This window comes from Desulfurispirillum alkaliphilum, from assembly GCF_055378285.1.
In genome coordinates this window covers 442284-468781 of sequence record NZ_AP042405.1, presented here as the reverse complement: position 1 = coordinate 468781, position 26498 = coordinate 442284, and the positions used below count along the sequence as shown (strand labels likewise).

At 54.8% G+C, this 26498-nt stretch carries 41 protein-coding genes; 40 read left to right on the top strand and 1 reads right to left on the bottom strand.

From position 1 onward, the window contains the following. Positions 1-8 precede the first annotated feature (8 nt). The 35 genes from rplD to ACZ46I_RS02160 all read left to right on the top strand — a co-directional run bounded on the left by rplD (position 9) and on the right by ACZ46I_RS02160 (position 21917). Positions 9-632 (top strand): 50S ribosomal protein L4, encoded by a 624-nt coding sequence (gene rplD / locus ACZ46I_RS02330; protein WP_464281290.1) that lies wholly within the window; start codon positions 9-11, stop codon positions 630-632. A 1-nt stretch (position 633) separates the two neighbouring features. Next, positions 634-918 (top strand): 50S ribosomal protein L23, encoded by a 285-nt coding sequence (gene rplW, locus ACZ46I_RS02325; protein WP_013504979.1) that lies wholly within the window; start codon positions 634-636, stop codon positions 916-918. Positions 919-940: 22 nt separating this feature from the next. Then, entirely contained in the window at positions 941-1765 is an 825-nt protein-coding gene (gene rplB / locus ACZ46I_RS02320; RefSeq protein ID WP_013504980.1) for a 50S ribosomal protein L2, read from the top strand. A gap of 16 nt (positions 1766-1781) precedes the next feature. Beyond that, positions 1782-2063, top strand: a complete 282-nt coding sequence (gene rpsS, locus ACZ46I_RS02315; RefSeq protein WP_013504981.1) for a 30S ribosomal protein S19 — start codon at positions 1782-1784, stop codon at positions 2061-2063. Between the two features lie 21 nt (positions 2064-2084). Continuing rightward, the gene (rplV, locus tag ACZ46I_RS02310; protein ID WP_013504982.1) at positions 2085-2414 is read left to right on the top strand and encodes a 50S ribosomal protein L22; all 330 of its coding nucleotides are present in this window, start codon (positions 2085-2087) and stop codon (positions 2412-2414) included. A gap of 17 nt (positions 2415-2431) precedes the next feature. After that, entirely contained in the window at positions 2432-3124 is a 693-nt protein-coding gene (gene rpsC, locus ACZ46I_RS02305) for a 30S ribosomal protein S3 (RefSeq protein ID WP_464281289.1), read from the top strand. A gap of 13 nt (positions 3125-3137) precedes the next feature. Continuing rightward, positions 3138-3563 carry a 50S ribosomal protein L16 gene (gene rplP, locus ACZ46I_RS02300; RefSeq protein WP_013504984.1) on the top strand — a complete coding sequence of 142 codons (426 nt, stop codon included), beginning with the start codon at positions 3138-3140 and terminating at the stop codon, positions 3561-3563. Further along, complete coding sequence (gene rpmC, locus ACZ46I_RS02295) at positions 3564-3761, top strand: 50S ribosomal protein L29 (RefSeq protein WP_464281288.1); 198 nt, start codon at positions 3564-3566, stop codon at positions 3759-3761. It begins immediately after the preceding gene. A gap of 32 nt (positions 3762-3793) precedes the next feature. Further along, the gene (gene rpsQ, locus ACZ46I_RS02290) at positions 3794-4057 is read left to right on the top strand and encodes a 30S ribosomal protein S17 (RefSeq protein ID WP_464281287.1); all 264 of its coding nucleotides are present in this window, start codon (positions 3794-3796) and stop codon (positions 4055-4057) included. Positions 4058-4073: 16 nt separating this feature from the next. Next, positions 4074-4442 carry a 50S ribosomal protein L14 gene (gene rplN / locus ACZ46I_RS02285; protein ID WP_013504987.1) on the top strand — a complete coding sequence of 123 codons (369 nt, stop codon included), beginning with the start codon at positions 4074-4076 and terminating at the stop codon, positions 4440-4442. Between the two features lie 100 nt (positions 4443-4542). Continuing rightward, entirely contained in the window at positions 4543-4863 is a 321-nt protein-coding gene (gene rplX / locus ACZ46I_RS02280; protein WP_013504988.1) for a 50S ribosomal protein L24, read from the top strand. Between the two features lie 18 nt (positions 4864-4881). Beyond that, positions 4882-5421: a 50S ribosomal protein L5 gene (gene rplE, locus ACZ46I_RS02275; protein ID WP_013504989.1), complete on the top strand. Its 540-nt coding sequence runs from the start codon at positions 4882-4884 to the stop codon at positions 5419-5421. 13 nt (positions 5422-5434) lie between these two features. Continuing rightward, on the top strand, positions 5435-5620 hold the full coding sequence (locus ACZ46I_RS02270; protein WP_013504990.1) for a type Z 30S ribosomal protein S14: 186 nt from the start codon (positions 5435-5437) through the stop codon (positions 5618-5620). Between the two features lie 15 nt (positions 5621-5635). After that, positions 5636-6037 (top strand): 30S ribosomal protein S8, encoded by a 402-nt coding sequence (rpsH, locus tag ACZ46I_RS02265; protein WP_013504991.1) that lies wholly within the window; start codon positions 5636-5638, stop codon positions 6035-6037. A 9-nt stretch (positions 6038-6046) separates the two neighbouring features. Then, positions 6047-6589, top strand: coding sequence for a 50S ribosomal protein L6 (gene rplF / locus ACZ46I_RS02260; protein WP_013504992.1), 543 nt, complete (start codon positions 6047-6049; stop codon positions 6587-6589). A gap of 19 nt (positions 6590-6608) precedes the next feature. Further along, positions 6609-6974: a 50S ribosomal protein L18 gene (gene rplR, locus ACZ46I_RS02255; RefSeq protein ID WP_013504993.1), complete on the top strand. Its 366-nt coding sequence runs from the start codon at positions 6609-6611 to the stop codon at positions 6972-6974. A gap of 21 nt (positions 6975-6995) precedes the next feature. After that, positions 6996-7499, top strand: a complete 504-nt coding sequence (gene rpsE, locus ACZ46I_RS02250; protein ID WP_013504994.1) for a 30S ribosomal protein S5 — start codon at positions 6996-6998, stop codon at positions 7497-7499. Positions 7500-7501: 2 nt separating this feature from the next. Next, positions 7502-7690 carry a 50S ribosomal protein L30 gene (gene rpmD, locus ACZ46I_RS02245; RefSeq protein ID WP_013504995.1) on the top strand — a complete coding sequence of 63 codons (189 nt, stop codon included), beginning with the start codon at positions 7502-7504 and terminating at the stop codon, positions 7688-7690. A gap of 2 nt (positions 7691-7692) precedes the next feature. Then, on the top strand, positions 7693-8133 hold the full coding sequence (rplO, locus tag ACZ46I_RS02240) for a 50S ribosomal protein L15 (protein WP_013504996.1): 441 nt from the start codon (positions 7693-7695) through the stop codon (positions 8131-8133). Next, positions 8133-9434, top strand: a complete 1302-nt coding sequence (gene secY, locus ACZ46I_RS02235) for a preprotein translocase subunit SecY (protein ID WP_226508472.1) — start codon at positions 8133-8135, stop codon at positions 9432-9434. Before rplO ends, secY begins: the two co-directional genes overlap by 1 nt. Beyond that, positions 9434-10081 carry an adenylate kinase gene (locus ACZ46I_RS02230; protein ID WP_013504998.1) on the top strand — a complete coding sequence of 216 codons (648 nt, stop codon included), beginning with the start codon at positions 9434-9436 and terminating at the stop codon, positions 10079-10081. Before secY ends, ACZ46I_RS02230 begins: the two co-directional genes overlap by 1 nt. 153 nt (positions 10082-10234) lie before the next feature. Further along, positions 10235-10453, top strand: coding sequence for a translation initiation factor IF-1 (gene infA / locus ACZ46I_RS02225; protein WP_013504999.1), 219 nt, complete (start codon positions 10235-10237; stop codon positions 10451-10453). Positions 10454-10470: 17 nt separating this feature from the next. Then, positions 10471-10584 carry a 50S ribosomal protein L36 gene (rpmJ, locus tag ACZ46I_RS02220; RefSeq protein WP_013505000.1) on the top strand — a complete coding sequence of 38 codons (114 nt, stop codon included), beginning with the start codon at positions 10471-10473 and terminating at the stop codon, positions 10582-10584. 12 nt (positions 10585-10596) lie between these two features. Then, complete coding sequence (gene rpsM / locus ACZ46I_RS02215; protein ID WP_013505001.1) at positions 10597-10959, top strand: 30S ribosomal protein S13; 363 nt, start codon at positions 10597-10599, stop codon at positions 10957-10959. A gap of 12 nt (positions 10960-10971) precedes the next feature. Then, a complete protein-coding gene (gene rpsK, locus ACZ46I_RS02210; RefSeq protein ID WP_013505002.1) occupies positions 10972-11355 on the top strand; it encodes a 30S ribosomal protein S11 in 384 nt (127 codons plus the stop codon). Between the two features lie 10 nt (positions 11356-11365). Beyond that, positions 11366-11992 (top strand): 30S ribosomal protein S4, encoded by a 627-nt coding sequence (rpsD, locus tag ACZ46I_RS02205; protein ID WP_013505003.1) that lies wholly within the window; start codon positions 11366-11368, stop codon positions 11990-11992. A gap of 38 nt (positions 11993-12030) precedes the next feature. Next, entirely contained in the window at positions 12031-13095 is a 1065-nt protein-coding gene (locus ACZ46I_RS02200) for a DNA-directed RNA polymerase subunit alpha (protein ID WP_013505004.1), read from the top strand. Positions 13096-13097: 2 nt separating this feature from the next. After that, positions 13098-13517 carry a 50S ribosomal protein L17 gene (rplQ, locus tag ACZ46I_RS02195; protein ID WP_013505005.1) on the top strand — a complete coding sequence of 140 codons (420 nt, stop codon included), beginning with the start codon at positions 13098-13100 and terminating at the stop codon, positions 13515-13517. 97 nt (positions 13518-13614) lie between these two features. Further along, positions 13615-15249 carry a phosphoglycerate dehydrogenase gene (gene serA / locus ACZ46I_RS02190; RefSeq protein ID WP_013505006.1) on the top strand — a complete coding sequence of 545 codons (1635 nt, stop codon included), beginning with the start codon at positions 13615-13617 and terminating at the stop codon, positions 15247-15249. Positions 15250-15251: 2 nt separating this feature from the next. Continuing rightward, positions 15252-16190, top strand: a complete 939-nt coding sequence (locus tag ACZ46I_RS02185; protein ID WP_013505007.1) for a bifunctional riboflavin kinase/FAD synthetase — start codon at positions 15252-15254, stop codon at positions 16188-16190. A 14-nt stretch (positions 16191-16204) separates the two neighbouring features. After that, the gene (locus ACZ46I_RS02180) at positions 16205-17179 is read left to right on the top strand and encodes a chemotaxis protein CheV (protein ID WP_013505008.1); all 975 of its coding nucleotides are present in this window, start codon (positions 16205-16207) and stop codon (positions 17177-17179) included. A 135-nt stretch (positions 17180-17314) separates the two neighbouring features. Next, on the top strand, positions 17315-18895 hold the full coding sequence (locus tag ACZ46I_RS02175; protein ID WP_464281286.1) for a peptide chain release factor 3: 1581 nt from the start codon (positions 17315-17317) through the stop codon (positions 18893-18895). A 209-nt stretch (positions 18896-19104) separates the two neighbouring features. Then, entirely contained in the window at positions 19105-19419 is a 315-nt protein-coding gene (locus ACZ46I_RS02170) for a helix-turn-helix transcriptional regulator (RefSeq protein ID WP_013505010.1), read from the top strand. Continuing rightward, positions 19416-20687: a type II toxin-antitoxin system HipA family toxin gene (locus tag ACZ46I_RS02165; protein ID WP_464281285.1), complete on the top strand. Its 1272-nt coding sequence runs from the start codon at positions 19416-19418 to the stop codon at positions 20685-20687. The genes ACZ46I_RS02170 and ACZ46I_RS02165 overlap by 4 nt, the downstream gene beginning before the upstream one ends. Before the next feature lie 189 nt (positions 20688-20876). After that, positions 20877-21917: a nucleoside recognition domain-containing protein gene (locus tag ACZ46I_RS02160; protein ID WP_464281284.1), complete on the top strand. Its 1041-nt coding sequence runs from the start codon at positions 20877-20879 to the stop codon at positions 21915-21917. Between the two features lie 135 nt (positions 21918-22052). Here ACZ46I_RS02160 and ACZ46I_RS02155 read toward each other — a convergent pair whose 3' ends face one another. Next, complete coding sequence (locus ACZ46I_RS02155) at positions 22053-22778, bottom strand: pirin family protein (protein ID WP_226508476.1); 726 nt, start codon at positions 22776-22778, stop codon at positions 22053-22055. Between the two features lie 148 nt (positions 22779-22926). Here ACZ46I_RS02155 and ACZ46I_RS02150 point away from each other — a divergent pair, with 148 nt between their 5' ends. From ACZ46I_RS02150 to ACZ46I_RS02130, 5 genes are read left to right on the top strand one after another with little or no spacing between them, the layout of a single operon-like run. After that, entirely contained in the window at positions 22927-23349 is a 423-nt protein-coding gene (locus ACZ46I_RS02150) for an ArsR/SmtB family transcription factor (protein ID WP_464281283.1), read from the top strand. Continuing rightward, complete coding sequence (arsB, locus tag ACZ46I_RS02145; protein WP_464281282.1) at positions 23346-24452, top strand: ACR3 family arsenite efflux transporter; 1107 nt, start codon at positions 23346-23348, stop codon at positions 24450-24452. The genes ACZ46I_RS02150 and arsB overlap by 4 nt, the downstream gene beginning before the upstream one ends. Further along, a complete protein-coding gene (locus ACZ46I_RS02140; RefSeq protein WP_464281281.1) occupies positions 24449-24886 on the top strand; it encodes an arsenate reductase ArsC in 438 nt (145 codons plus the stop codon). Before arsB ends, ACZ46I_RS02140 begins: the two co-directional genes overlap by 4 nt. A gap of 12 nt (positions 24887-24898) precedes the next feature. After that, entirely contained in the window at positions 24899-26212 is a 1314-nt protein-coding gene (locus tag ACZ46I_RS02135) for a permease (RefSeq protein WP_464281280.1), read from the top strand. A gap of 16 nt (positions 26213-26228) precedes the next feature. Continuing rightward, positions 26229-26462: a thioredoxin family protein gene (locus ACZ46I_RS02130; protein ID WP_013505018.1), complete on the top strand. Its 234-nt coding sequence runs from the start codon at positions 26229-26231 to the stop codon at positions 26460-26462. The last annotated feature ends 36 nt before the right edge of the window (positions 26463-26498 follow it).

The window sequence follows — 26498 nt, the reverse complement described above, 5'->3', positions numbered from 1 at the left end:
GTTTGTAGATGCCTGTAGTAAGCGTTATAAACGTGAATAACGAAAAGGTGGGAGAGGTTGCCCTGAGCGATGAGCTCTTCGGTGGCGCCGTAAAACCCCACCTCATGCATGAAGTGGTAGTAGCCCAGCTTGCTGCCCGCAGGCAGGGAACCCATGCGGTGAAAAACCGCAGCGCGGTTTCCGGTGGCGGCTCAAAGCCGTGGCGTCAGAAGGGTACCGGTCGCGCCCGCGCTGGTACTTCCCGTTCGCCTCTGTGGCGTACTGGTGGAGTCATCTTCGGACCAACTCCCCGCAGCTACGAGAAAAAGGTGAACAAAAAGGTTCGTCGCCAGGCACTGGTTTCAGCTCTCAGCGAAAAAGCCGCTCAGCAGAGCATCGTGGTGTTTGACGATTTCGCGCTGGAGTCCCCCAAGACAAAGCTGGCCAACCAGGTATTTGCCAAGTGCTCCCTGGATCGCAAGGTTCTGTTTGTGGTGGATGAGATGGACAGCCCCAAGGCGCTGGCCATGCGCAACCTGCCCTTCGTCAAGCTGATCAAGCCCGAGGGCCTGAATGTGTACGACGTGGTAAATGCCAAAGTGCTGGCCTTTGAAAAGGCAACGGCTGAACGCCTGAGTGTGGGGGAGCAGTAATATGCAGATGTATGACATTATCAAGCGTCCCATCATGACTGAGCGTTCCTTTGTACTCAATGAACAGCGCAACCAGGTGGCCTTTGAAGTGGACACCCGCGCCAACAAGATTGAGATCAAGAATGCCGTTGAGAAGATCTTCGATGTGAAGGTTGCCAATGTCAACGTCATGAACATGAACGGGAAAGTGAAACGTACCCGCATGGGCATGGGCAAACGCAAAGACTGGAAAAAGGCCATCGTAACCCTGGAAGCGGGCAGCCAGATCAAGATCTTCGAGGAATAACCCAAGAGCGAGGAATGACACAATGGGTGTGAAAAGACATAAGCCGACTTCTCCGGGTCGACGCCAGCTGGTCACCATGGATTTTGCCGCCGTAACGGCGTCAAAACCCGAAAAAAAGCTGGTTGAAGCTCTGCCGAAGTCCGGTGGACGTAACAACAACGGTCGTATCACCAGCCGTCACCGTGGCGGCGGGCATAAGCGCAAATATCGTATCATCGACTTCCGTCGTGATAAATTCGGTATCGAGGGCAAGGTTGCCACGATCGAATATGATCCAAACCGCAGTGCCCTGATTGCTCTGGTGAACTACCGTGACGGCGAGAAACGCTACATTCTGGCTCCCAAGCAGCTGCAGGTTGGCGCAACCGTGGTTGCCGACGAAGCTGCTGACATTGTCATCGGGAACGCCATGAAGCTGAAGAACATCCCGGTTGGTACCATTGTACACAACATCGAGATGCGTCCCGGCAAGGGAGCTCAGCTGGTTCGCAGTGCTGGAGCCTTCGCCCAGGTTATGGGTAAGGAAGAGCGCTATGTTCTGGTAAAACTCACCAGTGGCGAAGTTCGTTACATTCTGGCAGAGTGCATGGCCACTATCGGCCAGGTTGGGAATCTCGAACACGAGCAGCGCAGTCTGGGCAAAGCCGGACGCAACCGCTGGATGGGCGTTCGTCCCCAGAGCCGGGGCGTTGTCATGAACCCCGTCGATCACCCCCATGGTGGTGGTGAAGGTCGCACCAGTGGTGGCCGTCATCCCGTAACTCCATGGGGCAAACCGACTAAGGGTTACAAGACGCGCAATAAGAAGAAGCTCTCCAGCAAATTTATCGTGAACCGCAGAAAGTAAGACGAGGAGGTATCCTTTGCCACGTTCAATTAAAAAGGGGCCCTTCGTGGATAACTACCTGATCGTAAAGGTAGAGAAGCTTAACGAGGCCAAAGACAAAAAGGTCATTAAGACCTGGTCCCGTCGCAGTACCATTATTCCCGAGTTTATCGGCCACACTTTTGCTGTACACAACGGCAAGCAGTTTATCCCTGTGTATATCACAGAGGAGATGATCGGTCACAAGCTGGGCGAGTTCAGCCCGACGAGGACATACCGTGGTCACGACAAGGACAAGAAAAAAGGTTCCAAGCGTTAAACGGGATCCATGGAGCGGTAGATGGAAGTAAAAGCTAAAGCCAGATTCGTGCGGGTCTCCCCGCGCAAAGCCAGATTGGTTATCGACCAGATTCGCGGGAAGAAGGTCAACGATGCCAACAATATTCTGAAGTTCTCCCCCAAGGGCGCTGCAGAGGATATCAAGAAGGTTCTTGATAGCGCTGTTGCCAATGCCCGTGAGAACTTCCAGCTCACCAACATCGATGAGATGGTGGTGACCGAAGCATATGTCGATCAGGGTCCTACCATGAAACGCTTCATGCCCCGTGCAATGGGTAGGGCGTATGAAATCAAAAAACGCACCAGCCACATCACCATTGTACTGGGCTAGTTGACTGGAGGTACATTTTGGGTCAGAAGGTTCATCCAACGGGTTTACGCCTGGGAATCATAAAGACATGGAATTCCAAATGGTATGCCAACAAGGACTATGCAGATTTTCTGCATGAGGACCTGCGCATCGAGAAGCACCTGCGCAAGGAGCTTTACCATGCCGGCATCTCCCGTGTTGAAATCGAGCGCGCGCCGGGGAAGGTAAACATTACCCTGCACACCGCCCGTCCAGGCATTGTCATCGGGAAAAAAGGCGCAGAGATTGAGAAAGTCCGCAAGTCGCTTTCCGACATGACCAAGAAGAATATCTTCGTCAATGTCAAGGAAGTGAAGAAGCCGGAGCTCGACGCCCAACTGGTGGCCGAGAACGTAGCTATGCAGCTTGAGCGTCGTGTGGCATTCCGCCGCGCCATGAAAAAGGCTGTTGGCATGACGATGAAGATGGGTGGCGAAGGAATCAAGATCGCCTGTGCCGGCCGACTTGGCGGCGCTGAGATCGCTCGTACCGAATGGTATCGCGAAGGTCGGGTTCCCCTGCACACCCTCAGAGCGGACATTGACTATGGCTTTGCTGAAGCCAAGACCACGTACGGCATCATCGGTGTCAAGGTGTGGATGTCCCATGGTGAAATACTCGACACTTCCAAGAAGGCGCAGAAGGTCGAGGCGGCTGCCGGTGCAACCCGTGAAGCCGTAAAAGAAGCTTGAGGAGTCACAAGATATGTTGATGCCGAAAAAGCAGAAATACCGTAAACAGTTCCGTGGCAAAATCAAGGGCACTGCACAAAAGGGCAATGAAGTCAGCTTTGGCGATTTTGGCCTGCAGGCTCTGGAGCCAGCCTGGATAACTTCACGGCAGATTGAAGCGGCACGTATCGCTATGACCCGCTCCATTCGTCGTGGTGGTAAGATCTGGATCCGCATTTTCCCCCACAAGCCGATTTCCGCACGTCCTGCTGAAACGCGCATGGGTAAGGGAAAGGGCAGCGTAGAAGGATTTGTAGCCGTGGTGAAGCCCGGTACAATGCTGTATGAAATGGATGGTGTAAGCGAAGAGCTGGCTCGCGAGGCGATGCGGCTTGCCATGCACAAGCTTCCCATCAAGTGCCGCTTCGTGAAGCGAACAGAGCAAGAGGGTGAGAAGTAAATGATGGAAGAGCTCAGACAATTATCCGTGGAAGATCTCCACTCAAAAGAGCAGGACTTGCGTCAGGAAATCTTTCACCTGAAGTATCAACTGGCGATGAATCAGCTGGAGGATACTGCTTCCGTGAAAAAGAAGCGCAAGGAAATTGCCCGTATCAAGACCGTTCTGCGTGAAAAATCCGCGCAGAGCGCTGTGTAAGCAATTTCAAGGTCTTTTAAGGAGATTTCCCAATGGAAGAACAAAGCAAAAGTGGCAAGAAGTCCTTTGTTGGGGTTGTGCTCAGCGATAAGATGGACAAGACCGTCGTGGTTTCTGTCGAGTCCCGCAAACCGCACCCCAAGTTCAAGAAGTTTGTTAAGCACCGCAAGAAGTTCAAGGCTCATGACGAGCAGAATCAGTGCAATGCCGGAGATACCGTTCGTATCATCGAAAGCCGTCCTCTGAGCAAGGAAAAGCACTGGGTCGTCACCGAGATCTTGGAACGCGCGAAGTAAGGAACGGGAGAACCACATGATTCAGATGCAGACCAGGCTTAACGTGGCCGACAACTCTGGAGCCAAGCAGCTCATGTGTATCAAGGTGCTTGGTGGTTCAAAGAAACGTTATGCCTCGCTGGGTGACGTGGTGATCTGCTCAGTGAAAACTGCCCTGCCCAACTCCAACGTCAAGAAGGGTTCAGTGGTAAGGGCTGTTGTTGTGCGAACCACCAAGGAAGTCCGTCGTGCCGATGGCTCCTATGTGAAGTTTGACAGTAACGCGGCAGTAATCATCAATAAGAACAATGAGCCGGTCGGTTCACGTATTTTCGGTGCAGTAGCCCGTGAGCTCAGAGCCAAGAACTATATGAAGATAGTTTCCCTGGCGCCAGAAGTCGTCTGAGCGGGCCCGATGTTCCCTATGCCATTGTCCCGTCCGGGAAACGTGGTAAGGAACGAACCCGGAGCTGCCAGCTCCGGAGCAACAGGAGGCAGTGTTAAACATGTCCAAAGCAAAGCTGAAGATCAAGCGCGACGATCAGGTTATCGTGATTGCCGGGAAGGACAAGGGTAAAACTGGTCGTGTGACCAAAGTCTACCCCCAGAAAAGCAGAGTGATCGTTGAAGGTATCAATGTGGTCAAGCGTCATCGCAAGCCCACGCAAATGAGTGAAGGTGGCATTGTGGAAAAAGAGATGCCCCTGCACGTTTCAAACGTCATGTACTATGACGCCGACGCCGGCAAAGGCTGCAGGATCGGGTTCAAGATTGAAGATGGGAAAAAAGTCCGTTACTGCAAGCAAACGGGAAAAGTCATTGACTAGGCCGGGAAGGAGTGATTCATGTCTGGCTTGAAGGAAAAATTTCAACAGGAAACCATTCCTGCTCTTATGAAAGAGTTTTCCTATAAGAACGTCAACCAGGTTCCGAAACTGGAGAAAATTGTCGTCAATATGGGCCTTGGTGAAGCGGTGCAAAACGCGAAGATTATCGAGTTTGCAGAACAGGAGCTTATTGCCATTACTGGTCAGAAGCCCCTTCTGTGCCGCGCCAAGAAATCAGTGGCAACCTTTCGCCTGCGCGAAGGAATGCCCATCGGGCTGAAAGTGACCCTGCGCGGTCAGCGTATGTACGAGTTCCTCAACCGACTCGTCAACATCGCGCTGCCCCGTGTACGCGACCTCAAGCCCCTGAGTGAGAAGTCCTTTGATGGACGGGGGAACTATTCGCTGGGTGTGAAGGAACAGATTATCTTCCCTGAGATCACCTACGATAAGATCGACAAGTTGCGCGGGATGGACATCACGCTTGTAACTACCGCCAAAACGGATGAAGAAGGGCGCGCTCTCCTGAGGGAAATGGGCCTGCCTTTCAAGAAATAGCCAGGAGGAAATTGTGGCGAAAAAGTCCATGATAGCGAAAGCGAAGCGCAAGCCCAAGTTCGCCGTTCAACAATATAACCGATGCGAAATATGTGGCAGACCTCGGGCTTACATCAGAAAGTTCCGTATTTGCCGTGTATGTTTCCGCAAACTCGCAGGCGAGGGCCGATTGCCTGGGGTAACCAAGTCAAGCTGGTAAGAAGGAGAACAAGGCATGTACCTGACATCGGATCCAATTGCAGATATGCTTACCAGGATACGCAACGCCAACCAGGAAAAGCACGATAAAGTGGATGTTCCCCTGTCCAAGCTCAAGCTTCACGTTGTGAAGCTGCTGAAGGAAGAGGGTTTTATCCGCGGTTACAATGTTATGAAGAAGGGCAAGTTCGATGTGATTCGAATCAGCCTGAAGTACACTCCAAGTGGAGATCGCGTTATCAGCGGTCTGAAGCGTGTATCCCGTCCGGGACGCAGAGTGTATGTGAAGAGTGAAGAGATTCCCAAGGTTTTCAACGGCCTGGGTATAGCCATCGTATCCACGTCCAGTGGCGTTATCGTGGATCGTCTGGCGCGCAAACAAAAAGTGGGCGGGGAACTTCTCGCCTATGTATGGTAAGGAGGGGCTGTGTCTCGAATAGGCAATAAACCAATCGAAGTACCGGCGAATGTGACCCTCACCATTGAAGAGAGTGTGGTCAAAGCCAAGGGACCCCAGGGCGAACTTACCTGTAAGGTTCATCCCAATATGAAGCTGGAAATGGAAGGGAACGTCGTGCGCGTCGTGCGCCCTGACGACTCCAAGGAAAACCGCAGCCTGCACGGCCTGACCCGCACCCTGGTGAACAACATGGTGGTGGGAGTAGGCACTGGGTTCAAGAAGAGCCTTGAACTGGTCGGTGTTGGTTACCGTGCGGCCCTCAAGGGCAATAACCTTGAACTGAGCCTCGGTTTCAGCCACCCGGTTGTCTACCCGACACCCAGCGGACTGAAAATCGAAGTCGAGGGTCAGAACAAGATTCATATTCTTGGTGCCGATAAACAGCTTGTAGGTCAGGCCGCAGCGGAGATCCGATTCTTCCGTAAGCCCGAGCCCTACAAGGGCAAAGGTGTTCGCTACGCTGGCGAGCGCATTCGCATGAAAGCCGGCAAGTCCGGTAAGAAGAAGTAAGCGCAAGGAGTAGTGAAAGATGGCAAAGACCAGTAATACAGTCATCCGCAGACAGGCTCGCCATCGCAGGGTGCGCAAGAAGGTCCAGGGTTCGACCCAGCGGCCTCGCCTGGCGGTGTTCCGTAGCAACTCCCACATATACGCCCAGATTATCGATGACGCTCAGGGTATCACCCTCGCCGCAGCCAGCTCTTTGTCAAAAGAGCTGGAGTCACTGCAGAACGGTGGCAACATTGAGGCCGCCAAGCAGGTGGGTGCTCTTCTGGCCCGCAAGGCCAAGGAGCAGAACATCGAATCAGTGGTGTTTGACAGGGGCGGATTTATCTATCATGGTCGCGTTCAGGCCCTTGCCGAAGCTGCAAGGGAAAACGGCCTGAAGTTTTAACGGCAGGCAAGGGAGGATAATTTGCGAGACGAAATTCGTTCTGAGCAACCTGAGCTTCAGGATAAGATCATACACATTGGCCGCGTGGCCAAAGTGGTAAAAGGCGGAAGAAGGTTCAGCTTTACAGCACTGGTTGTTGTCGGTGACGGTAATGGCAGTGTTGGCGTGGCAAAAGGCAAGGCCCGTGAGGTTCCCGAAGCTATTCGCAAGGGAATTGAGAAGGCGAAGAAGAATATGGTTACGGTTCCCCTGCGCAAGGGCACTATCCCCTGCGAAATTATCGGTAAATTCGGCGGCGGCCAGGTTCTCCTGAAGCCCGCCTCCGAAGGTACGGGTATTATCGCCGGGTCTGCGGTGCGCGCTGTGCTGGAAGTAGCCGGTGTTACCAATATCCTCAGCAAGAGCCTCGGCAGCAACAACCCACAGAATATGGCCAAGGCCACCATCGAGGGACTGCGCAACCTCAAGTCACCGGAAGAAGTGGCTGAGATGCGGGGTATCCCGGTGGAACAACTCAGGGGGTAAACATGGCAGCAAAAGTCAAAGTGACTCTGGTGCGTAGTGTCATCGGACGTCCTGAAAAGCAGCGCCGGGTTGTCAAGTCCCTGGGACTGGGCAAAATCGGCAGCTCCAGTATCGTGGAAAATGTGCCAACCATGGCAGGGCAGATCCGCAAGGTTCAGCACCTGATCAAAGTGGAAGAAGTGGAGATATAAGCATGGGTTTGCATGACCTGCAGCCGGCTCCCGGCTCAAGAAAAAATCGCAAGCGCATCGGTCGCGGCCCCGGTAGTGGCTGGGGCAAGACCGCCGGCAAGGGCCATAAGGGACAGAAGTCCCGCAGTGGTGGTAAGGTTGCCGTTGGTTTTGAGGGTGGTCAGATGCCTCTGTATCGTCGCCTGCCCAAGCGCGGCTTCAAAAACCCCTGTGGCAAGGAATATGCCATTGTGAATCTTTCACAGCTGAATTCCTTTGATGAGGGCACCGTTGTTGACCTGGACCTGCTGTGCAAGACCGGAGTGGTGAAAAGCTCCCTTGATGGCATTAAAGTTCTGGGGAATGGCGAACTGGAGAAGAAACTGGTCGTCAAGGCCGTGAAATTCAGCAAATCCGCCCGTGAAGCCATCGAGGCTAAAGGCGGTCAGGCCGAGGTTGTGTAGTGCTGGGAGCATTCAAGCACATTTTCACGCTGCCCGACCTGCGCAAGAAGGTACTGTTTACGCTGGGAGTCCTGGCAGTGTACCGTCTGGGTGCTCATATCCCCTTACCGGGGATTGACCCCCAGGCGCTGTCTGAGTTTTTCTCAGCCCAAAGCAGTGCCCTCCTGACGTTTTTCGACATGTTCAGTGGTGGCGCGCTCGGGAGGGTGACCCTCTTTGCCCTGGGAGTTATCCCCTATATCAGCGCCTCCATTGTGCTGCAGCTGATGACGGTAGTGGTTCCAGCCCTTGAGAAACTCAAGAAGGAACCCGATGGTCAGAAGAAAATCACCGAGTATACCCGCTATGCCACCGTGGTTCTGGCATTTGTACAGGGCTATGGCATAGGAATTGGACTGGAGGCCATGACCTCTCCCAGCGGCATGCCCATCGTCATGTATGGAGGCTTCAGCTTCCAGCTGATGACGGCGATCTCCCTGGCTGCGGGAACCACCTTCCTGATGTGGCTGGGTGAGCAGGTGACTGAACGTGGTGTTGGAAACGGGATTTCCCTGCTGATATTCGCTGGTATTGTGGCGGCTATCCCAGGCGCTATCGTACAGTCCTACACGCTTCTGCAGTCCGGCGAGATGAGCATATTCCTGGCCCTTGGGCTGGTATTTGCGGCACTGTTCATGACTGCCGCCATCGTATTCATCGAGCGTGGTCAGCGTAAAATACCCGTGGCCTATGCCAAGCGTATGGTCTCCGGGAAGGTTGTGGGTGGCAAAAACACCTACATCCCCCTGAAGGTCAACACCGCTGGTGTTATCCCGGTTATCTTTGCTTCCAGTATCATCGCTTTTCCCCTGACGTTTGGCGACATGCTGGAGCGGACGCCCAACGTGGAAATGTTCATGCAGCTGTTCTCTCCGGGAGGCTGGCTCTATACCGGACTGCTGGCGGCCTTCATTATCTTCTTCTGCTACTTCTATACGGCGATTATCTTTAATACCAAGGATGTTGCCGAGAACCTGCGCAAGAATGGCGGGTACATACCCTCAATCCGCCCGGGTGCAGAAACTTCCATGTACCTGGATAATGTGCTTTCGCGTCTGACCTTTGGCGGATCACTTTACCTGACTCTCGTGGCAGTGAGTCCAACTTTCCTGATCAAATACCTCAGCGTGCCCTTTTATTTCGGTGGAACGGCACTGCTGATCGTGGTCAGCGTCGGCATGGACACCATGAATCAAATAGAAGCCCATCTGCTCTCACGCAGCTATGACGGCTTCCTCACCAACAGATCGGGAGGCAGATAATGCGACTGATTCTTTTGGGAGCGCCGGGATCAGGCAAGGGCACTCAGGGCCCTCGCCTGGCAGACAAGCTCGCGATTCCCGTTATCTCGACAGGGGATATTCTGCGCGCTGCGGTAGCTGCGGGCAGTGAGTTGGGTGTACTTGCCAAGTCGTTCATGGATAAAGGTGAACTGGTGCCCGATGATGTGATCATCGGAATCGTGCGCGATCGCCTAGCCCTGGATGATGCGGCAAACGGATTCATCCTTGATGGTTTTCCCCGCACGGTTGTTCAGGCGCAGGCCTTGGACGAGATGCTGAAGAATGCATTCAGCGTGCGTATCGACCACGTCCTGAACCTTGAAGTTTCTGAAACGGAACTGGTGAGTCGCCTGGCTGGTCGCCGCGTCTGTTCCGGTTGCGGTGCGACCTACCATGTAGTCGCTGCTCCTTCCCGGGTGGAGGGAATATGCGATCAGTGTGGAGGCCATGTCGTGCAGCGGGACGATGACCGCGAAGAGACGGTGCGTAAACGCATGCAGGTCTTCCAGAGTCAGACGGAGCCGCTGATCGGTTACTATGGCGGCCATAATCTTCTGCGTACCATCCGTGCGACAGGCGATGTGGAACACATCTTCAGCGCTATCCTAACCGCCATTGGAAAATAGACTTGCATATGGCATTTGAATAGTGTACATATAGAACGTTTTGTTTCTGGTGCCGTTTTGGCGTGGCGATAATAGCGAAGCTCCTTTTGTGGAGCGCTTTAGCGACAATGACAGTCGCGCGGAGGAATTACCTGTGAGCAATAGAGGATGTTGATGGCGAAGGAAGGTGCGATAGAGGTTGAAGGCACGGTTGTGGAACCGCTGCCCAATGCGATGTTCCGGGTTGAACTGGAAAACGGGCATCGGGTACTGGCCCATATCTCTGGTAAGATGCGAATGCACTTTATCAAGATTCTTCCTGGCGACAAAGTGACTATAGAGCTCTCTCCCTATGATCTGACCCGTGGGAGAATTACGTATCGTTTTAAGTAGTATAGGAGTGGGATGCCATGAAGGTTAAGGCAAGTGTGAAGCCTTTGTGTGATAAGTGTAAGGTCATTAAACGCAAAGGCATCGTGAGGATTATCTGTGATAATCCCCGACATAAACAACGGCAAGGATAAGCTGGAGGTAGCATGGCGCGAGTTGCTGGTGTTGATTTACCAAAAAACAAACGTGTTGAGATTGGATTGACGTATATATACGGTGTTGGACGTTCCCGTTCCCGCCAGATTCTGGCCAATGTGTCCATCGACATGGACAAGAAGGTCGGCGAGCTGTCTGAAGATGAAGTGAATACCCTGCGTAAGGCCCTCGAAGAGTACGATGTCGAAGGTGATCTGCGCAAGAATGTCTCCCTTGATATCAAGCGCCTGAAGGATCTGGGTTGTTACCGTGGCTTGCGTCACCGTTCAGGCCTGCCTGTCAGAGGACAGAACACCAAGAACAACTCACGTACCCGCAAAGGTCCCAAGCGGACTGTGGGCAAGAAAAAGTAAGGAGTACGCTTTATGGCGAAGCCTCGGACCCGTAAAAGGGAAAAGAAAAATGTACCCAAGGGTGTAGTACACATAAAAGCTTCTTTCAACAATACCCTGATCACCATAACCGACCCTCAGGGGAATGCGGTTTCCTGGAACAGCGCTGGCTCCCAGGGCTTCAAGGGCTCCAAGAAGTCCACACCCTTTGCCGCCCAGGTTGCTGCAGACGTGGCAGCCAAGGCAGCTGTTGACCATGGAATGAAAGAAGTTGAAGTGGAAGTACGCGGACCGGGATCCGGCCGTGAGTCATCCATCCGCGCACTGCAGGCTGCTGGTTTGAGGATCCTGTCCATCAAGGACGTGACACCTATTCCGCATAATGGCTGCAGGCCACCGAAACGTAGAAGAGTGTAAGGGGGAAGCATTGGCTCGATATACTGGCCCAGTCTGCCGCATGTGCCGACGGGAAAATCAAAAACTCTATCTGAAGGGGCTGCGTTGCGAAACCAGCAAATGTGCATTTGAGCGACGCGCCTACGCGCCGGGCAGCCATGGTCAACGCCGCGGAAAGCCCAGTGACTACGCCATTCAGCTGCGCGAAAAGCAAAAGGTTCGCCGCACCTACGGTCTGCTGGAAACACAATTCCGCCGTACCTTTGACAAAGCGGTTCGCATGAAGGGTGTTACCGGCAGCAATCTGCTGACCCTGCTGGAGCTGCGTTTCGATAACGTGGTGTATCGTCTTGGCCTCGGCGTCAGCCGCTCCCAGTCCCGCCAGCTGATCACACACGGTCACTTTCTGCTCAACGGCAAGAAAGCCAATATTCCCTCTATCCAGCTGCGTGCTGGTGACGTGATTTCGCTGCGTGAAAAGTCTGCCAATCTTGATGTGGTCAGAGGAAGCGTTGAAGCAGGTCCCAGCCGTACTGTTCCCCAGTGGCTGGAGTTTGATGCGGAAAAGCTTACCGGCAAAGTCAAGCAGCTGCCTGTACGCGAAGATGTCACAGAGCCTGTGACAGAAAACCTGATTGTCGAACTGTACAGTAGGTAATCACAACGAACACAACAGCGAGTGGGGCCTGATATATTATGATGATGAACTGGAATGAAGTCATACGCCCAAGAGCCTTGGTATGTGATACCAAAACTGCGACGGATTCATACGGGAAGTTTATTGCGGAACCCCTTGAGCGCGGTTTCGGAATAACTCTAGGCAACGCGCTGCGCCGTGTACTGCTCTCCAGCCTTGAAGGGGCGGCGGTAACGGCCATTCGCATTGATAACGTCCTGCATGAGTTTTCTACGGTTTCTGGTGTGGTGGAAGATGTGACGGATATCATCCTGAACGTGAAACAGCTGCGCTTCAAACTGTTGAGTCCCGGCGAAAAGGTGCTGACCCTGAAGGCCAGCTCTGTTGGCCCCGTCACCGCGGCATCCCTTGAGTGCCCACCTGATGTGAAGGTGCTCAACAGCGATTGTGTGATTGCCACCCTGGGCCGTGAAGATGCGGAGCTCAACATGGAGCTGCGCGTTGACATCGGACGGGCGTACCGTTTGGCTGAAGAGAACAAGAAAGCGGACGATGTGATTGACATGATCCCGGTGGACTCCCTGTTCAATCCGGTGGTCAAGGTGAATTACACGGTCGAGCAGGCGCGGGTTGTTCAGGACACAAACTTCGATAAGCTCATTCTCGAGGTGTGGACTGACGGCAGCGTGAAGCCTGAGGATGCAGTGGCCTTTGCCGCCAAGATCATCAAGGATCAGCTGGCCATCTTTATTAACTTTGAAGATGTGGAAGAGCCGGTGGCACTGGAAAGCGTTGAAGATGGCAGCGAGGAGCTGTTTGCGCTTCTGAGCAAATCCGTTGAGGAGCTGGAGCTGAGTGTCCGATCCTACAACTGCCTGAACAATATCGATATCCGCACGATTGCCGACCTGGTAGCGCGCTCTGAGAACGAGCTGCTGAAAACCAAGAATTTCGGCAAAAAGTCGTTGCTGGAAATCAAGGAAATCCTCAAAGAGATGAACCTGACCCTGGGAATGGATCTTGATGCCCTGGGTTATCAACCGGTTGTCGCCGCTGAGTCTGGTGATGAGCAGGACAGTGACGATGAAACCGTGGAAGAAACCGAAGAAAGTACACGAGGTTAATCATGCGTCACAATAACGGTTACAAAAAACTCGGGCGTAACAGTTCGCACCGCAAGGCGATGATGAGAAATCTGGCCTCCAGCCTGATTCTCCATGGTCGCATTGAGACCACCCTGGCTCGCGCCAAGGCGATTCGTCCTTATGTGGAAAAGCTTATCACACTTGGAAAAAAAGGCGATCTTCACGCGCGTCGCGTCGTGCTGAGCCGTGTTCCCAACAAGAATGTTGTCGGAACGCTTTTCCATGAAGTGGCTCCGCGCTTCAACGAGCGTGCTGGTGGCTATACGCGAATCTACAAGACGGGATATCGCGCCGGGGACAATGCTCCCATGGCGATCATCGAGCTGGTGGAAGGTGCAGACACCACTGAGCTGCAAGTCAACCAAGGGCAAGGCGAGCAGGAAACTTCTGCAGCTGAATAATCGCCTCTTGTAAACGAGAAGCGGGCATTGTACTTTTTACGGGTGCAATGCCTTTTTTCGTTCTCTGCGAACGTCACTATTACTCAGGAGTACCACATTGGAACAGCAATTCAACGTACTGGTATCTGATGATATATCTGAAAAGGGTATCGAGCTGCTGGAACAGGAGCCGGGCATCCATGTTGACGTGAAGACCAAGCTGACCCGCGAGGAGCTTTACGCCATTATCGCCAATTACGATGGTCTGGTGACGCGCAGCATGACCACCGTGGACCAGGAGCTGCTTGACCATACATCGGGACGCTTGCGCGTAGTGGGTCGAGCAGGGGTTGGGCTGGATAATGTTGATGTGGAAGCCGCTTCCAAGAAGGGTATTGTGGTACTGAATACGCCAACCGGAAACACTCTGGCGGCCACGGAACACACCATGGCCATGCTGCTGGCAGCGTGCCGCATGATTCCCAAGGCCCATAACACCCTGGTTGGAGGCAAATGGGATCGTAAAAGCTTCATGGGATTTGAGCTCTACAAGCGAAAGCTTGGAGTTATCGGTCTTGGTCGCATTGGCAGCCAGGTTGCGCGCCGCGCCCGTGGCTTTGAGATGGATGTTTACGCCTATGATCCCTATATCCTCAAGGACAAGGCTGAGGCGCTGGGTGTGAAGCTGTTGGGCAGTCTTGATGAACTGCTGCGGACGGTGGATGTTATCACCCTGCATACTCCCCGAACGCCCGAGACGCTTGGCATGATCGGCAAGCGTGAGCTGGAGCTTCTGCCCGATGGCGCTATTGTGGTCAATGTGGCCCGGGGCGGATTGATCAATGAAAAGGATCTCCACGATGCCCTGAAGTCCGGCAAACTGCGTGCTGCGGCTGTGGATGTATTTGATAAGGAACCCGCCACGGATAATATTCTGTTGGGACTTGATAATGTGATCGTCACCCCCCACCTGGGAGCGAATACCGATGCCAGCCAGATCAACGTGGCGGTCATGGTGGCTCAGCAGGTGATCAACGTGCTGAAGGACAGAGATTATGAAGGCGCGGTGAATATTCCCTCGGTACTCACCAAGCTGGCCGATGACTTCCGCGTCTACTTCGAGCTGGCGGAAAAAATGGGCAAGGTACTCGGCAGCATGATCGGCGAAGCCATTGAGGAGTGCTCCATTGTGTATCGCGGCAGCCTCTTTGATCGTGAGTTCGGCCCCCGCTCCTTTGACGTGCCACTGAACCTGATGCCCTTTTCTGTCGCAGCCCTCAAGGGAATTCTGGAGCCGAAGATGCAGGAGGGCGTCAGTTATATTTCCGCACCCTATATCATGCGGGAGCGCGGTGTCGCCATAGAAGAGAAGAAGATCTCCCAGAGTCGCGACTATCTTTCCAGCGTGGAAATCATCGTCAAGACAGAGAACTCCACCCGTTCCATTGTGGGTACCGTATTTGAAAACGCCATGGCACGGGTTATCCGCCTTGACGAATACGATGTGGACTTCAACCCCGAAGCGCCCATGCTGATCTTCAAAAATCAGGATCGCAATGGTTTGATTGGAGAGGTGGCAACGCTGCTGGGTGAGGCCGGTATCAATATTTCCCACTTTGCCCTGAACCGTCACCCCCGTGGAGAGACAGCGCTTGGTGTTGTGAATACCGGAGTGGCCGTATCCGCAGAACTGCTTACTCGTCTGAACCGTGTTCCGGGAATCATGAATGCCTGGGTAATACGCAGCCGCTGATCATGGAAGTTTACACAAGCATTGATCAGGTACCGCCGGGGCGTTATCAGTGCCCGGTGCTCACCATCGGGAATTTTGACGGAGTGCACCTCGGGCACCGTCGTGTTTTTGAGCGGCTGCTGGCCAGTGCCGATGAGACCGGCAGCCCTGCGCTGTGTCTGAGTTTCGACCCCCACCCGCTGAAAGTCCTTGGCCGACGTGACCTCAAACTCCTTATTTCCCGTGAGGAGAAGATCCAGGTTATCCGCTCCCTGGGCGTGAACGGCCTGATCCTGCACCCCTTTGACATGGATTTTGCTGCCCTTGAACCGCAGCGCTTTGTGGAACAGGTGCTGCTGGAGAAGCTGGGTATCCGCAAGCTGGTGGTCGGTTACGACTATGCCTTTGGCAGAAACCGCGCCGGTGATCACCATTTTTTCCGGCATTTGCGGCAACAGGGGCTGCTTGATGTGGAAATAGTGGAACCGGTGAGCGTGGATGGGACCATTGTCAGCTCTTCGCTGATCCGGCAACTGGTGCAGGATGGCGACATGTCTGCCGTGGCCAGGTACCTGGGGCGTCCCTATTGCCTCTCGGGCACCGTGGTTGAGGGGGACATGCGCGGCAAGAAGATCGGGTTTCCCACGGCAAATCTCGCCTATATTCAGGAGATTCTGCCCCCCACTGGGGTCTATGCCACTGTGGCCAGGGTCGGCAACAAGTCATTTGTGGCGTTGACCAATATCGGGTATAATCCTACTTTTGTGGAGCGTCGAGTTGTTTCCGTGGAAACCCATATCCTTGATTTTTCACGAAACCTGTACGGATTTCCCCTGGAGTTGCTTTTCCTGGAACGCATTCGGGGAGAGGTGAAGTTTGCCTCCGCACAGGACCTGATCGCTCAGATCCACAAGGATATTGAACACACACGACAGCGCATTGACTCCCACAAACACCCATGACTGGAGGACGCCCCATGCCGGACGCCAAGCGAACTGAAAACTACCGTGGTGACCATATTCCCAAGCGCCCCCTGGAAGTACTTGAATTTATTATTCAAAGTCAGGAAAAGGGCGTCCTGGTTGAGAAGTCCTTTGCCATAAACGTCATTCGCGTCAAGGAGATTATCAAGCGTCCACGGGTGACGAAAATCATTGAATCCGGAACCAACGTGCTGGGTGTCTTCCACCTGCGTGAAGACCTGATTCCCCTGGTTGACCTGCCTGGCTGGCTGGGCCTGGAAAGCGAAAAGCCCGGTGACGTGGTTATCGTGACGGACCTTGGCGATAATCTCAACGGCTTTGTGGTTCACAGCATCAAGAAAATCCACCATCTCAGCTGGGATAATGTCAAGGTTCCCGACAAGATCGACCGCAACCAGTCGGAGTTTATTGCCGGTATTATCAGCACCGAAGGCCGCCTGATCATGATGCTGGACTTTGAAACCATCTTTGCGGAACTCTCCCAGAGTGAAATCAAATATGATATCTCCCGCTTTGAACCCATGTACTTTGCCAAGCGTGAAGAGCACACGATCATGGTCGTGGATGACTCCGTTTTCTCCCGCAACTATGCTCAGCGGGTGTTCACGACCATCGGTTATCAGGTCGTCACTGCCGCCAATGGGGTGGAAGCCCTTGACATGCTGCGGGGCGGTACCCGGGTTGACTTTATCTTTACGGACCTGGAAATGCCTCAGATGGATGGCGGCGAACTCCTGGCCACCGTGCGCCATGATCGCGATATCGAGGATATTCCCGGGCTGATTGCCACTTCACTCACCAATCTGGTCACCCTGCAGGAGCAGCAGGATGAAAGCCAGCGCGCCGGTCAGCCGAAAATCCTCGCCAAGAAAGACATGTTCACCATTATTGAAACCATAGATGACGCCCTGGGCGTCGATCCCAACGAACTGCCCAGCCAGTGGGACTCCTATGGCAAGGAAGGCTGAGAGCCGTTTTAATTGTTGATACCTCAACCTCGCGCCTGTACTTTTCTGGCAGCAGCCAGTGGGTGCAGGCGTACTGCATTGCACCATAACCGTTTTGGAAATACTTTTCATCAGGCAACCTGCCAAGGAGTAACCGTGTCACGCCTTTCCACTGAAATCCAAAAGCGCCGTACCTTTGGCATCATCTCCCATCCCGACGCCGGGAAAACCACCCTCACCGAAAAACTCCTGCTCTTCGGCGGTGCCATTCAGATGGCTGGAACCGTCAAATCCCGCAAATCCGACCGCCACGCCACCAGCGACTGGATGGCCATAGAAAAGGAGCGCGGCATTTCCGTGACTTCATCGGTTATGAAGTTCCACTACCGCGACTTCGACGTCAACCTGCTGGACACCCCCGGCCACAAGGACTTCTCCGAAGACACCTACCGCGTGCTGACCGCCGTGGACAGCGCCATGATGATCATCGACAGCGCCAAAGGCGTGGAGGCCCAGACCGAAAAGCTCATGGAAGTGTGCCGCATGCGCAACACGCCCATCATCACCTTTATCAATAAGTTGGACCGCGAAGGCATGGACCCGCTGGATATCATGGCTGACATAGAAAACAAGCTGCAGGTGGAGTGCGTTCCCATGACCTGGCCCATTGGCATGGGCAAACGCTTTCGCGGCGTCTACGACCGCTATCGACGCCAGATTCAGCTCTTTACCGCAGGCAAGGCCATGCGCGGTGACGAAAAGGGCATCCTGATCAATGACCTGAATGACCCTCGCCTGGATGAAATTCTGGGCAGCCAGGCCGATGAGCTGCGCGCTGAGCTGGAACTGCTGGAAGCCTCTTCACCCCTGGAACGGGAGGAGTTCCTCAAGGGCAGCCAGACCCCCGTCTTCTTCGGCAGCGCCATCAATAACTTCGGCGTGCGCGAACTGCTGGACGCCTTCGTGGAAATGGCCCCGGCCCCCGGACCTCGCGAGACCGTGCAGCGCATGGTTGAACCCGCCGAAGAGGACTTCTCCGGCTTTGTGTTCAAGATCCAGGCCAACATGGACCCGGCCCACCGCGACCGCATCGCCTTTCTGCGCATCTGCTCCGGCACCTTCACCCGTGGCATGAAAGTGCGCCACCACCGCATCGGCAAGGATGTGACCATCTCCAACGCCACCATCTTCATGGCCCAGGACCGCACCGGCGTGGAGGAAGCCTTCCCCGGCGATATCATCGGCCTGCACAACCACGGCACCATCAAGATCGGCGATACCTTTACCGCCAAGGAACTCCTGCAGTTCACCGGCATCCCCAACTTCGCCCCCGAAATTTTCCAGAAAGTCGTGCTGCGTGACCCCCTGCGTTCCAAACAGCTGCAAAAAGGCCTTCTGCAGCTTTCGGAAGAAGGAGCCGTGCAGGTCTTCCGCCCCCTCATGGGGAACGAAATTATCCTGGGTGCCGTGGGCGTTCTGCAGTTCGACGTCACCATGGCCCGCCTGAAAAACGAATACAACGTGGATGCCATCTACCAGCCCGCCCAGTACTTCACCGCCCGCTGGATCGACGGCGAAAAGAAGCAGCTGACCGAGTTTGAGAAAAAGCTGCGCGCCAACCTCTTCCACGACGCCGAAGATCACCTCACCTACCTGGCCCCCAACAAGTGGAACCTGGACTACGTCATGGAACAGTGGCCCGATATCCGCTTCCTGAAGACCCGGGAGCATGGCTGAGGGCTACATCCAGAGTTATCTGAAGCTGGCAGGGCTGAATATTCTCCAGAGAGTGCAAAGGCATCATTCCGGGAATTTCGTACATATTTCTGCTTGTTCCATAATCGTCCCAGTATTTATAGCAGCATATGAGTTGCTTTATCAGTAAAAGCAATATATAAGCTTCCTTATGTGGCCATAAGCAACGTATATATTGCAGGGTGCTTGGTATGAGCAAAATACTTGAACAACTCAGACAGCGACGCAAGGAACTGGGGCTGACGCAGGCACAGATGATGCTGCGTGTCGGCATGTCACGCCAGCAATACCAGCGGTTGGAGTCAAAGGGGAATCCGCGTCTCGATAATCTTGAGCTGCTCGCCAAGGGGCTGAAGCTTGAGCTGATGCTGATTCCCCAGGAAAAACTCTCAGCTGTGAAGGCCCTTCTTGAAGGTGGTGCAGAGCCTGGAGATTCTCCATCCGCCCAGGCAGAAGTGTCCGGTGGAGAAAATCCCTGGAAGGGCCTGCTGGAGGATGAAGAATGAAAGCGGCAGAGCAGGTGCGCGTCCTCCAGTTGCATCTCCATGGTTACTTGGTTGGGCATCTCGTTGGTTCCCAGGGAGGGCGAAACGCGCTGGTATTCGATGAAGGATTTCGCAAGAACCCTCATCGCCCTACCCTCAGCTTGACCATCCATAGGGATTTTCCCGGTGCTGATAAACTGATCGGTGAGCCCTGGGTGCGCAACCAGCGGCTTCATCCCATACTGTCCAATTTACTGCCGGAAGGGGCACTGCGTGAGCTTTTGGCTCAGGCGCTGAAAATTCATGTGGATAATGAATTTGAGCTTTTTGCCAGCCTGGGGCAGGACCTTCCCGGTGCCCTGGTCGCTACTGCCCTGGAGCCGGATCAGATTCCCGCCCATGTCCTTGGCAATTACCAGAACGCGGCTCCAATTTCCCTGGCGTCACCGCTGAGGCAGGGGCACTTCTCCCTCGCCGGTGTGCAGATGAAGTTTTCCATGCAGGAAAAGGATGGTCGCTACCGGCTTGCCCACAGCGGAGGCCTGGGTGACTGGATTCTCAAAACACCCTCCACGCGGCACCGGGACGTCCCTCTGAATGAGTATACCGCCATGACCCTGGCGAAGCACGCTGGGGTGAATATTCCCGATATCGCCCTGGTGCCCCTTGAAAAACTGGATACCCTGCCCCAGATCAACCTGCCCGCTGAACGCTTTGCCTTCGCCATTCGCCGCTTCGATCGTCATGACGGGCAGCGCATCCACATGGAGGACTTTGCCCAGGTTCTGGTGAAGTATCCCCATGAAAAGTATGGCTCTGCCAACTATGAGCAGATCGGCAAGGTGCTCTATCAGTACACGGGCGATGGGCTTGGGAATGCGCAGCAGTTTGCCCGCAGGCTGCTGGTGAATATTCTGCTGGCCAATGGCGATGCGCACCTGAAAAACTGGAGCCTGCTGTACGCCGATACGGTCACTCCTGAACTCTCCCCTGCCTACGATATGGTGACCACCAGCGTCTACATTCCCGACGAAAGCCAGTTTGCCTTGAATCTGGGTAAGACCAGGCAGTGGTATGATGTTGATTCTACCCACTTCGAAGCATGGGCCGGAAAAGCGGATATTCCATGGAAAGCCATCAGGCTTCATCTGGAAGATACCATGGAAAAGGCGCGATCACTCTGGCCCGATGCGCTCAGCGATTTACCCATGAATCAGGAGCACAAAGCTCAGCTCATTGCCCATTGGAAAAGGCTCCAGCCAGATTTTCGCATAGAAGCAGGCAGCTGAAAATTCTCCATCTGTGGTGTTGCTTGTCATTGCAACGTACGGGGAGTACGTTGCAATTCTCGCTCTGTGGGCGCCTTGCACCTGGAGGTTTTCAATTGCCTGCTTGTATTGAGGTACTTCCGAGGAGGAGCCAATGCCGTGGCTCTTGTTTTTTCCACTGACTGGAGTATAAGGGGAGTCCAAAATACCGTGAAGGAAATCGGTGCCAGAATGACTCACCACTATCCCGTTGCCTTTTCCCTGCTTGCCAGAGGCATAGCGAATATCTTCAAGGACACCATTCGCATCAGTATGGTGCTCTTTCGTATTCTGATTCCCATTGTGATCATCATCAAGATCCTGGAGGAGCTGGGCCTGATTGCCGTGATCGGCTCGGTGCTGGCTCCCCTGATGTCGTTGGCTGGATTGCCGGGCAGCATGGGCATTGTGCTGGCTACGGCCATATTCACCAATATCTACGGTGGCATGGTGGCCTTTGCGGCTATTTTCGCGTCGGAGCAGCTGACGGTAGCCCAGGTGACGGTGATTGCCACCATGATGCTGGTGGCCCATAACTTCCCCATCGAGCTGGCGGTGGCACGCAAGGCTGGCATGCGGGTGGGAGTGGCTTTTGGCGTGCGCATGGTGGGGGCATTTGTGCTGGGGGCCGTCCTGTACCACACCTACCGACTGGGAGGCTGGCTGCAGCAGGAGGCGGTGCTGCTGTGGCGTCCGCCCTATGAGAATCCCACCCTGGTGCAGTGGGCGCTGGGAGAAGTGCAGAAGCTGCTGATCATCTTCGTGATTATCTTTGCGTTGCTGCTGGTGCTGAAAATCCTGGAGCGTCTTGGGGTCAATGAATTCCTGAAGTGGGCGCTGCGCCCACTATTGGGGCGAATGGGTATCGGGCCGGAGGCCACCAACATCACCCTGGTGGGCATGATGCTGGGGCTGGCCTACGGCGGGGGGTTGATCATCCGTGAAGCCCAGTCAGGGAATATTCCCCACCGGGATATCTTTGCTTCCCTGACCCTCATGGGTCTGACTCACAGCCTGATTGAGGACACTCTGCTGATGATGCTTATTGGTGGTCATTTTTCCGGGCTTTTCTGGGGAAGGCTGCTCTTTTCTCTGGTGGCGGTCTACCTGATCATGCGCCTGCTCAGCCGGGTTTCCGATCACACCTTCTACCGTTTTGCCTTTCATCCCGCCAGGCGGGTGGAAGACGGGGTACAGGAGCCACAGCGCTGAGAGGTTGCAGAAAAACCCTCATCTGCGGCGTTGCCCGCCGTCGTGAAGCACGGCGACGGGCGCTTTCTTCGCTCCGCCAGCGCCTTGCGCCTGAGCATTTTTTTCAATTGCCTGACTGTGCGCTATTCCGAGCTGCTAGGCTTCCAGAGCCTCCATGGGAACTTCCATGCACAGAATCCTGGTGGCACTGGATGCCTGCAGCATCACCGTGGACTCGGCGCTGATACCCATTCCATCACGCTTCGCCAGAGCTTCGCCGTGGGCTTTGACATTTCCCTCCAGCACAAACAGGTACAGCCCGGAATGTTTCCCGTGCAGATGGTAGATCGCCGATGTATTGGCCTGCAGGTCGATCATGGAGAACCAGGCCTGCTGGTTGATCACCAGGGATTCTTCGCGGCCATCGGGTGAAACCAGCAGTTGAAAGCGGTTATGGCGGCGGGCGGGGTCAAAGGCCTTCTGGAAGTAGCGTGGCTCTGTATTCTTGGTGGCCGGATAGACCCAGATTTGCAGGAAAGCGACGCTCTCGTGGTCAGAGGCGTTGTACTCGGAGTGGGAAACGCCGCTGCCCGCTGACATCAGCTGAATCTCTCCGGCTGGTATTACCGTATTGTGGCCCATGCTGTCGGCGTGGCGGAGGGCCCCTTGCAGCGGGATGGAAATGATTTCCATATTACGGTGGGGGTGGGTGTCAAAACCCTTGCCCGGAGCCACGATATCATCGTTGATCACACGCAGCAGGCCAAAGCCCATGCGCTCAGGATCGTGGTAGTCGGCAAAGCTGAAGGTATGCCTGCTCAGGAGCCAGCCATGGTCGGCAGTGCCCCGTGTTTCGGCGCGGTGGATCGTGATAGGTGCCATGATGTGTGCCTCCTGTGAAATTTCAGCTGTCTGGAGACACTATAGCAGTAATCAGGAATATGTTGAAATAGCCTCTGTCTCTTTCCTTGACAGTTCCCGGTGATGGGCGTATACGTTTCGTCAAATAGCGAAATATCAAGGAGCCCCTGTGGAACAAACCCTGGACACCCTCAAAGCGCTTTCCGACGCCAGTCGCATGCGCGTTATCCTGGCGCTGAGCTCCCATGATGAGCTGTGCGCCTGCCAGCTGATTGAAATGCTGGACCTGGCCGCCGCCACTGTTTCCCGGCACATGGCTATTCTGCAGGAGGCCAATCTGGTGCGCAGTCGGCGCGACGGGCGCTGGATGTATTATGCCATATCAGAGTCTTTTCCTTCGCTCCTTCACCACTGGCTCCAGGGGAGCACTCATGATTCTCCGCTGATTGAGGCTGACCGGCAGAAGCTGCGCAGGATTGTGCAGTGCGATCGCGCAGAGCTGTTCCGTGCCCAGGAGGCGCGCCGCAAGTGCTGCGAACAGCCTGAACCCTCAACCAAAGCACCCCACGCAACACAAGGAACTTACCAATGAAGAACTGTCCGGCGCAACCCCGCGTCAGCCACCGCATGACCTTTCTCGATCGCTATCTGACCCTGTGGATTTTTCTGGCCATGGCGGTGGGAGTGGGGCTTGGCTCCCTCTTTCCCGCTGGTATTGCCGCTTTTAATGAAGCTCTGACGGTGGGGGAACACACCAACCTGCTGATTGCGGTCGGCTTGATCCTGATGATGTATCCGCCTCTGGCCAAGGTGAAGTATGGCCTTATGCCCAAGGTCTTTGCCGACTATCGCGTCCTGGGTCTGTCATTCTTCCAGAACTGGGTGGCGGGGCCGCTGCTGATGTTTGCGCTGGCGGTGGGTTTCTTTGGATTTCTCGCTCCGGCCGTGCTGGGCCCCGACCCGCGCTGGGGGTATTACATGGTGGGGCTGATTCTGGTGGGCATTGCCCGCTGCATCGCCATGGTGCTGGTGTGGAACCAGCTGGCCCGTGGCAGCAGCGAATACGCCGCCGGGCTGGTGGCCATTAACAGCCTCTTCCAGATCGTCACCTTCAGCCTCTACGCCTGGATTTTCGTCACCGTGCTGCCGCCCCTGTTCGGTCTGGAGGGCATGGTGGTGGATGTGAGCATCAGGGATATCTTTGTCAGCGTCATGATCTACCTGGGTATTCCCTTTGCTGCCGGTATCCTCAGCCGGGTACTGCTGGTGCCAGCCAAAGGAGAAGAGTGGTACGAGAAGAAATTTATCCCGACCATTTCCCCCATCACCCTGGTGGCCCTGCTCTTCACCATCGTGGTCATGTTCAGCACTCAGGGGCAGCAGATCCTGCAGCGTCCCCTGGACGTGATGTGGATTGCCCTTCCCCTGATGCTGTACTTCGCCTTCATGTTTCTCATCAGCTTCTTTATGGCCATGAAGCTGGGGGCCGACTATCCCCGCACCACTTCCCTGGCCTTCACCGCCTCCGGTAACAACTTTGAACTGGCCATCGCCGTAGCCATCGCCGTTTTCGGTATCGGCTCACCCATCGCCTTTGCCACGGTCATCGGGCCGCTGGTGGAGGTACCGGTGCTGATCGGGCTGGTGCACGTGAGCCTCTATTTCAAACGTAAATTCTTCGGAGAAACGCCATGAAACCACGTGTTGGCTTTATCTGTGTGCACAACTCCTGTCGCTCCCAGATGGCGGAGGCCCTGGGTACGCTGCTGGCAGCCGATGTCTTTGAATCCTATTCCGCCGGAACCCATGTGAAACCGGCAATCAATGCCGATGCCGTGCGTATTATCCGTGAACTCTATGGCGTGGATATGGCCAGAACCCAGCGCTCCAAGCTGCTCGGCGATATCCCTGAGCTGGATATTGTCATCACCATGGGCTGTAATGTGGACTGCCCCATGCTGCCCTGCAAACACCGGGAGGACTGGGGGCTGGATGATCCGACGGGGCAGAGTGATGAAGTGTTTGTGCAGACGGCCCGCACCATCGAAGCCAAGGTGCGGGAGCTGGCACGACGGATAGAGGCAGGTGAGTTCAAGAAGGAGCATTCGGTGAAGTACCCCGGAATATGAAAGGGAATCAATATGGTGTCCTGGAAAGAGGAGTGGAAACCCCTGTTGCTGATCGTGGCCAGTTTTCTGGTCATCGTCACACTCCCCCTGGAGTGGATGCAGCAGGGACAGCGTCTGGAAAATGCTCTCTGGGAGTCCCTGTATCTGCTTCGCTGGTATGCCCAGGAACACGTTATTCTCTGTCTGATCCCGGCGTTTTTTATTGCGGGAGCCCTGGCGGCTTTTCTCAATCAGGGGGCCATTCTCAAATTCTTTGGTGCCCAGGCCAGCAAGTGGCTCTCCTACTCAGTGGCCTCGGTTGCGGGAACCCTGCTGGCAGTATGCTCCTGTACGGTACTGCCCCTTTTTGCAGGTATCTATCGCATGGGAGCCGGGCTGGGGCCTGCCACGGCCTTTCTCTATGCCAGTCCGGCCATAAATGTTATGGCCATTGTGCTCACCACCCGGGTATTGGGTTTTGAGATGGGTGTGGCCCGTGCCGTGGGCGCCATCGGATTCAGTGTTCTTATCGGCTTGTGTATGCATGTTATTTTCCACAGGGAAGAGCAGAAAAAAAAGGCCATTCAGGCCCAGTTACCTGAAGCCGAAGCAAGTCGCCCCCTGGGGCAGAGCGCCCTCTTCTTTGGCGCCATGGTGGGCATACTGATCTTCGCCAACTGGACAGAGCCCGCTTCGGGCACGGGCATGACAGCCCTTATTTTCTCGTTGAAGTGGCTCATCACCACGGCACTGGCTATATTGCTCGGCATCGTCATGGTTCGCTGGTTTGGTTTTCGCTGGCAGTACCTGGCCATGATTGCCCTCCTGGGAGCCCTCGCCTTTGCCCTTTTTCCCCATGTGCCCCTGGTACCCTTTACCGTGGTGGTGGTTGCTCTTTCGTGGTTTCTCAGCCGCCAGGAAGGGGAGATGGGTACCTGGATACAGACTGCCTGGGATTTTACCAAACAGATCATGCCCCTGCTCTTTTTCGGCATCCTCATTGCCGGAGCTCTGCTGGGGCGCCCCGGGCAGGAAGCTCTGATCCCCTCCCACTGGATAACCAGCGTGGTGGGCGATAACTCCTTCCAGGCAAATTTTCTGGCAGCCGTGGCTGGGGCTTTCATGTACTTTGCCACCCTGACGGAAATCCCCATCTTACAAGGGCTGATGGGCAGTGGCATGCACAAGGGGCCAGCTCTGGCCCTGCTGCTGGCCGGCCCAGCATTATCCCTGCCCAATATGCTGGTTATCAGAAGTATTCTGGGAGCCTACAAGACCATGGTGTTCGTGGTGCTGGTGGTGCTCATGGCCACACTCAGTGGCATGATGTATGGGTATATATTCTGACTTTCGGGAGGATAGGATGAAAAAACTGCAGATTCTCGGTACCGGCTGCGCCAAATGCCGACAACTCACCGCGAACGCCCAGAAGGCCATTGAGGAAAGTGGTGCCGATTATGAGCTGGAAAAGATCACTGACATCAATGAAATCGTCAAGATGGGCGTCATGATGACCCCCGGCGTTGCTATCGATGGTGAGCTGAAGTCGACGGGAAAACTGTTGAGTCCGGCGGATATCAAGAAGCTGCTGGTGTGACACGAAAAGCCGATGCCTTGTTGCCTGGGCATCGGC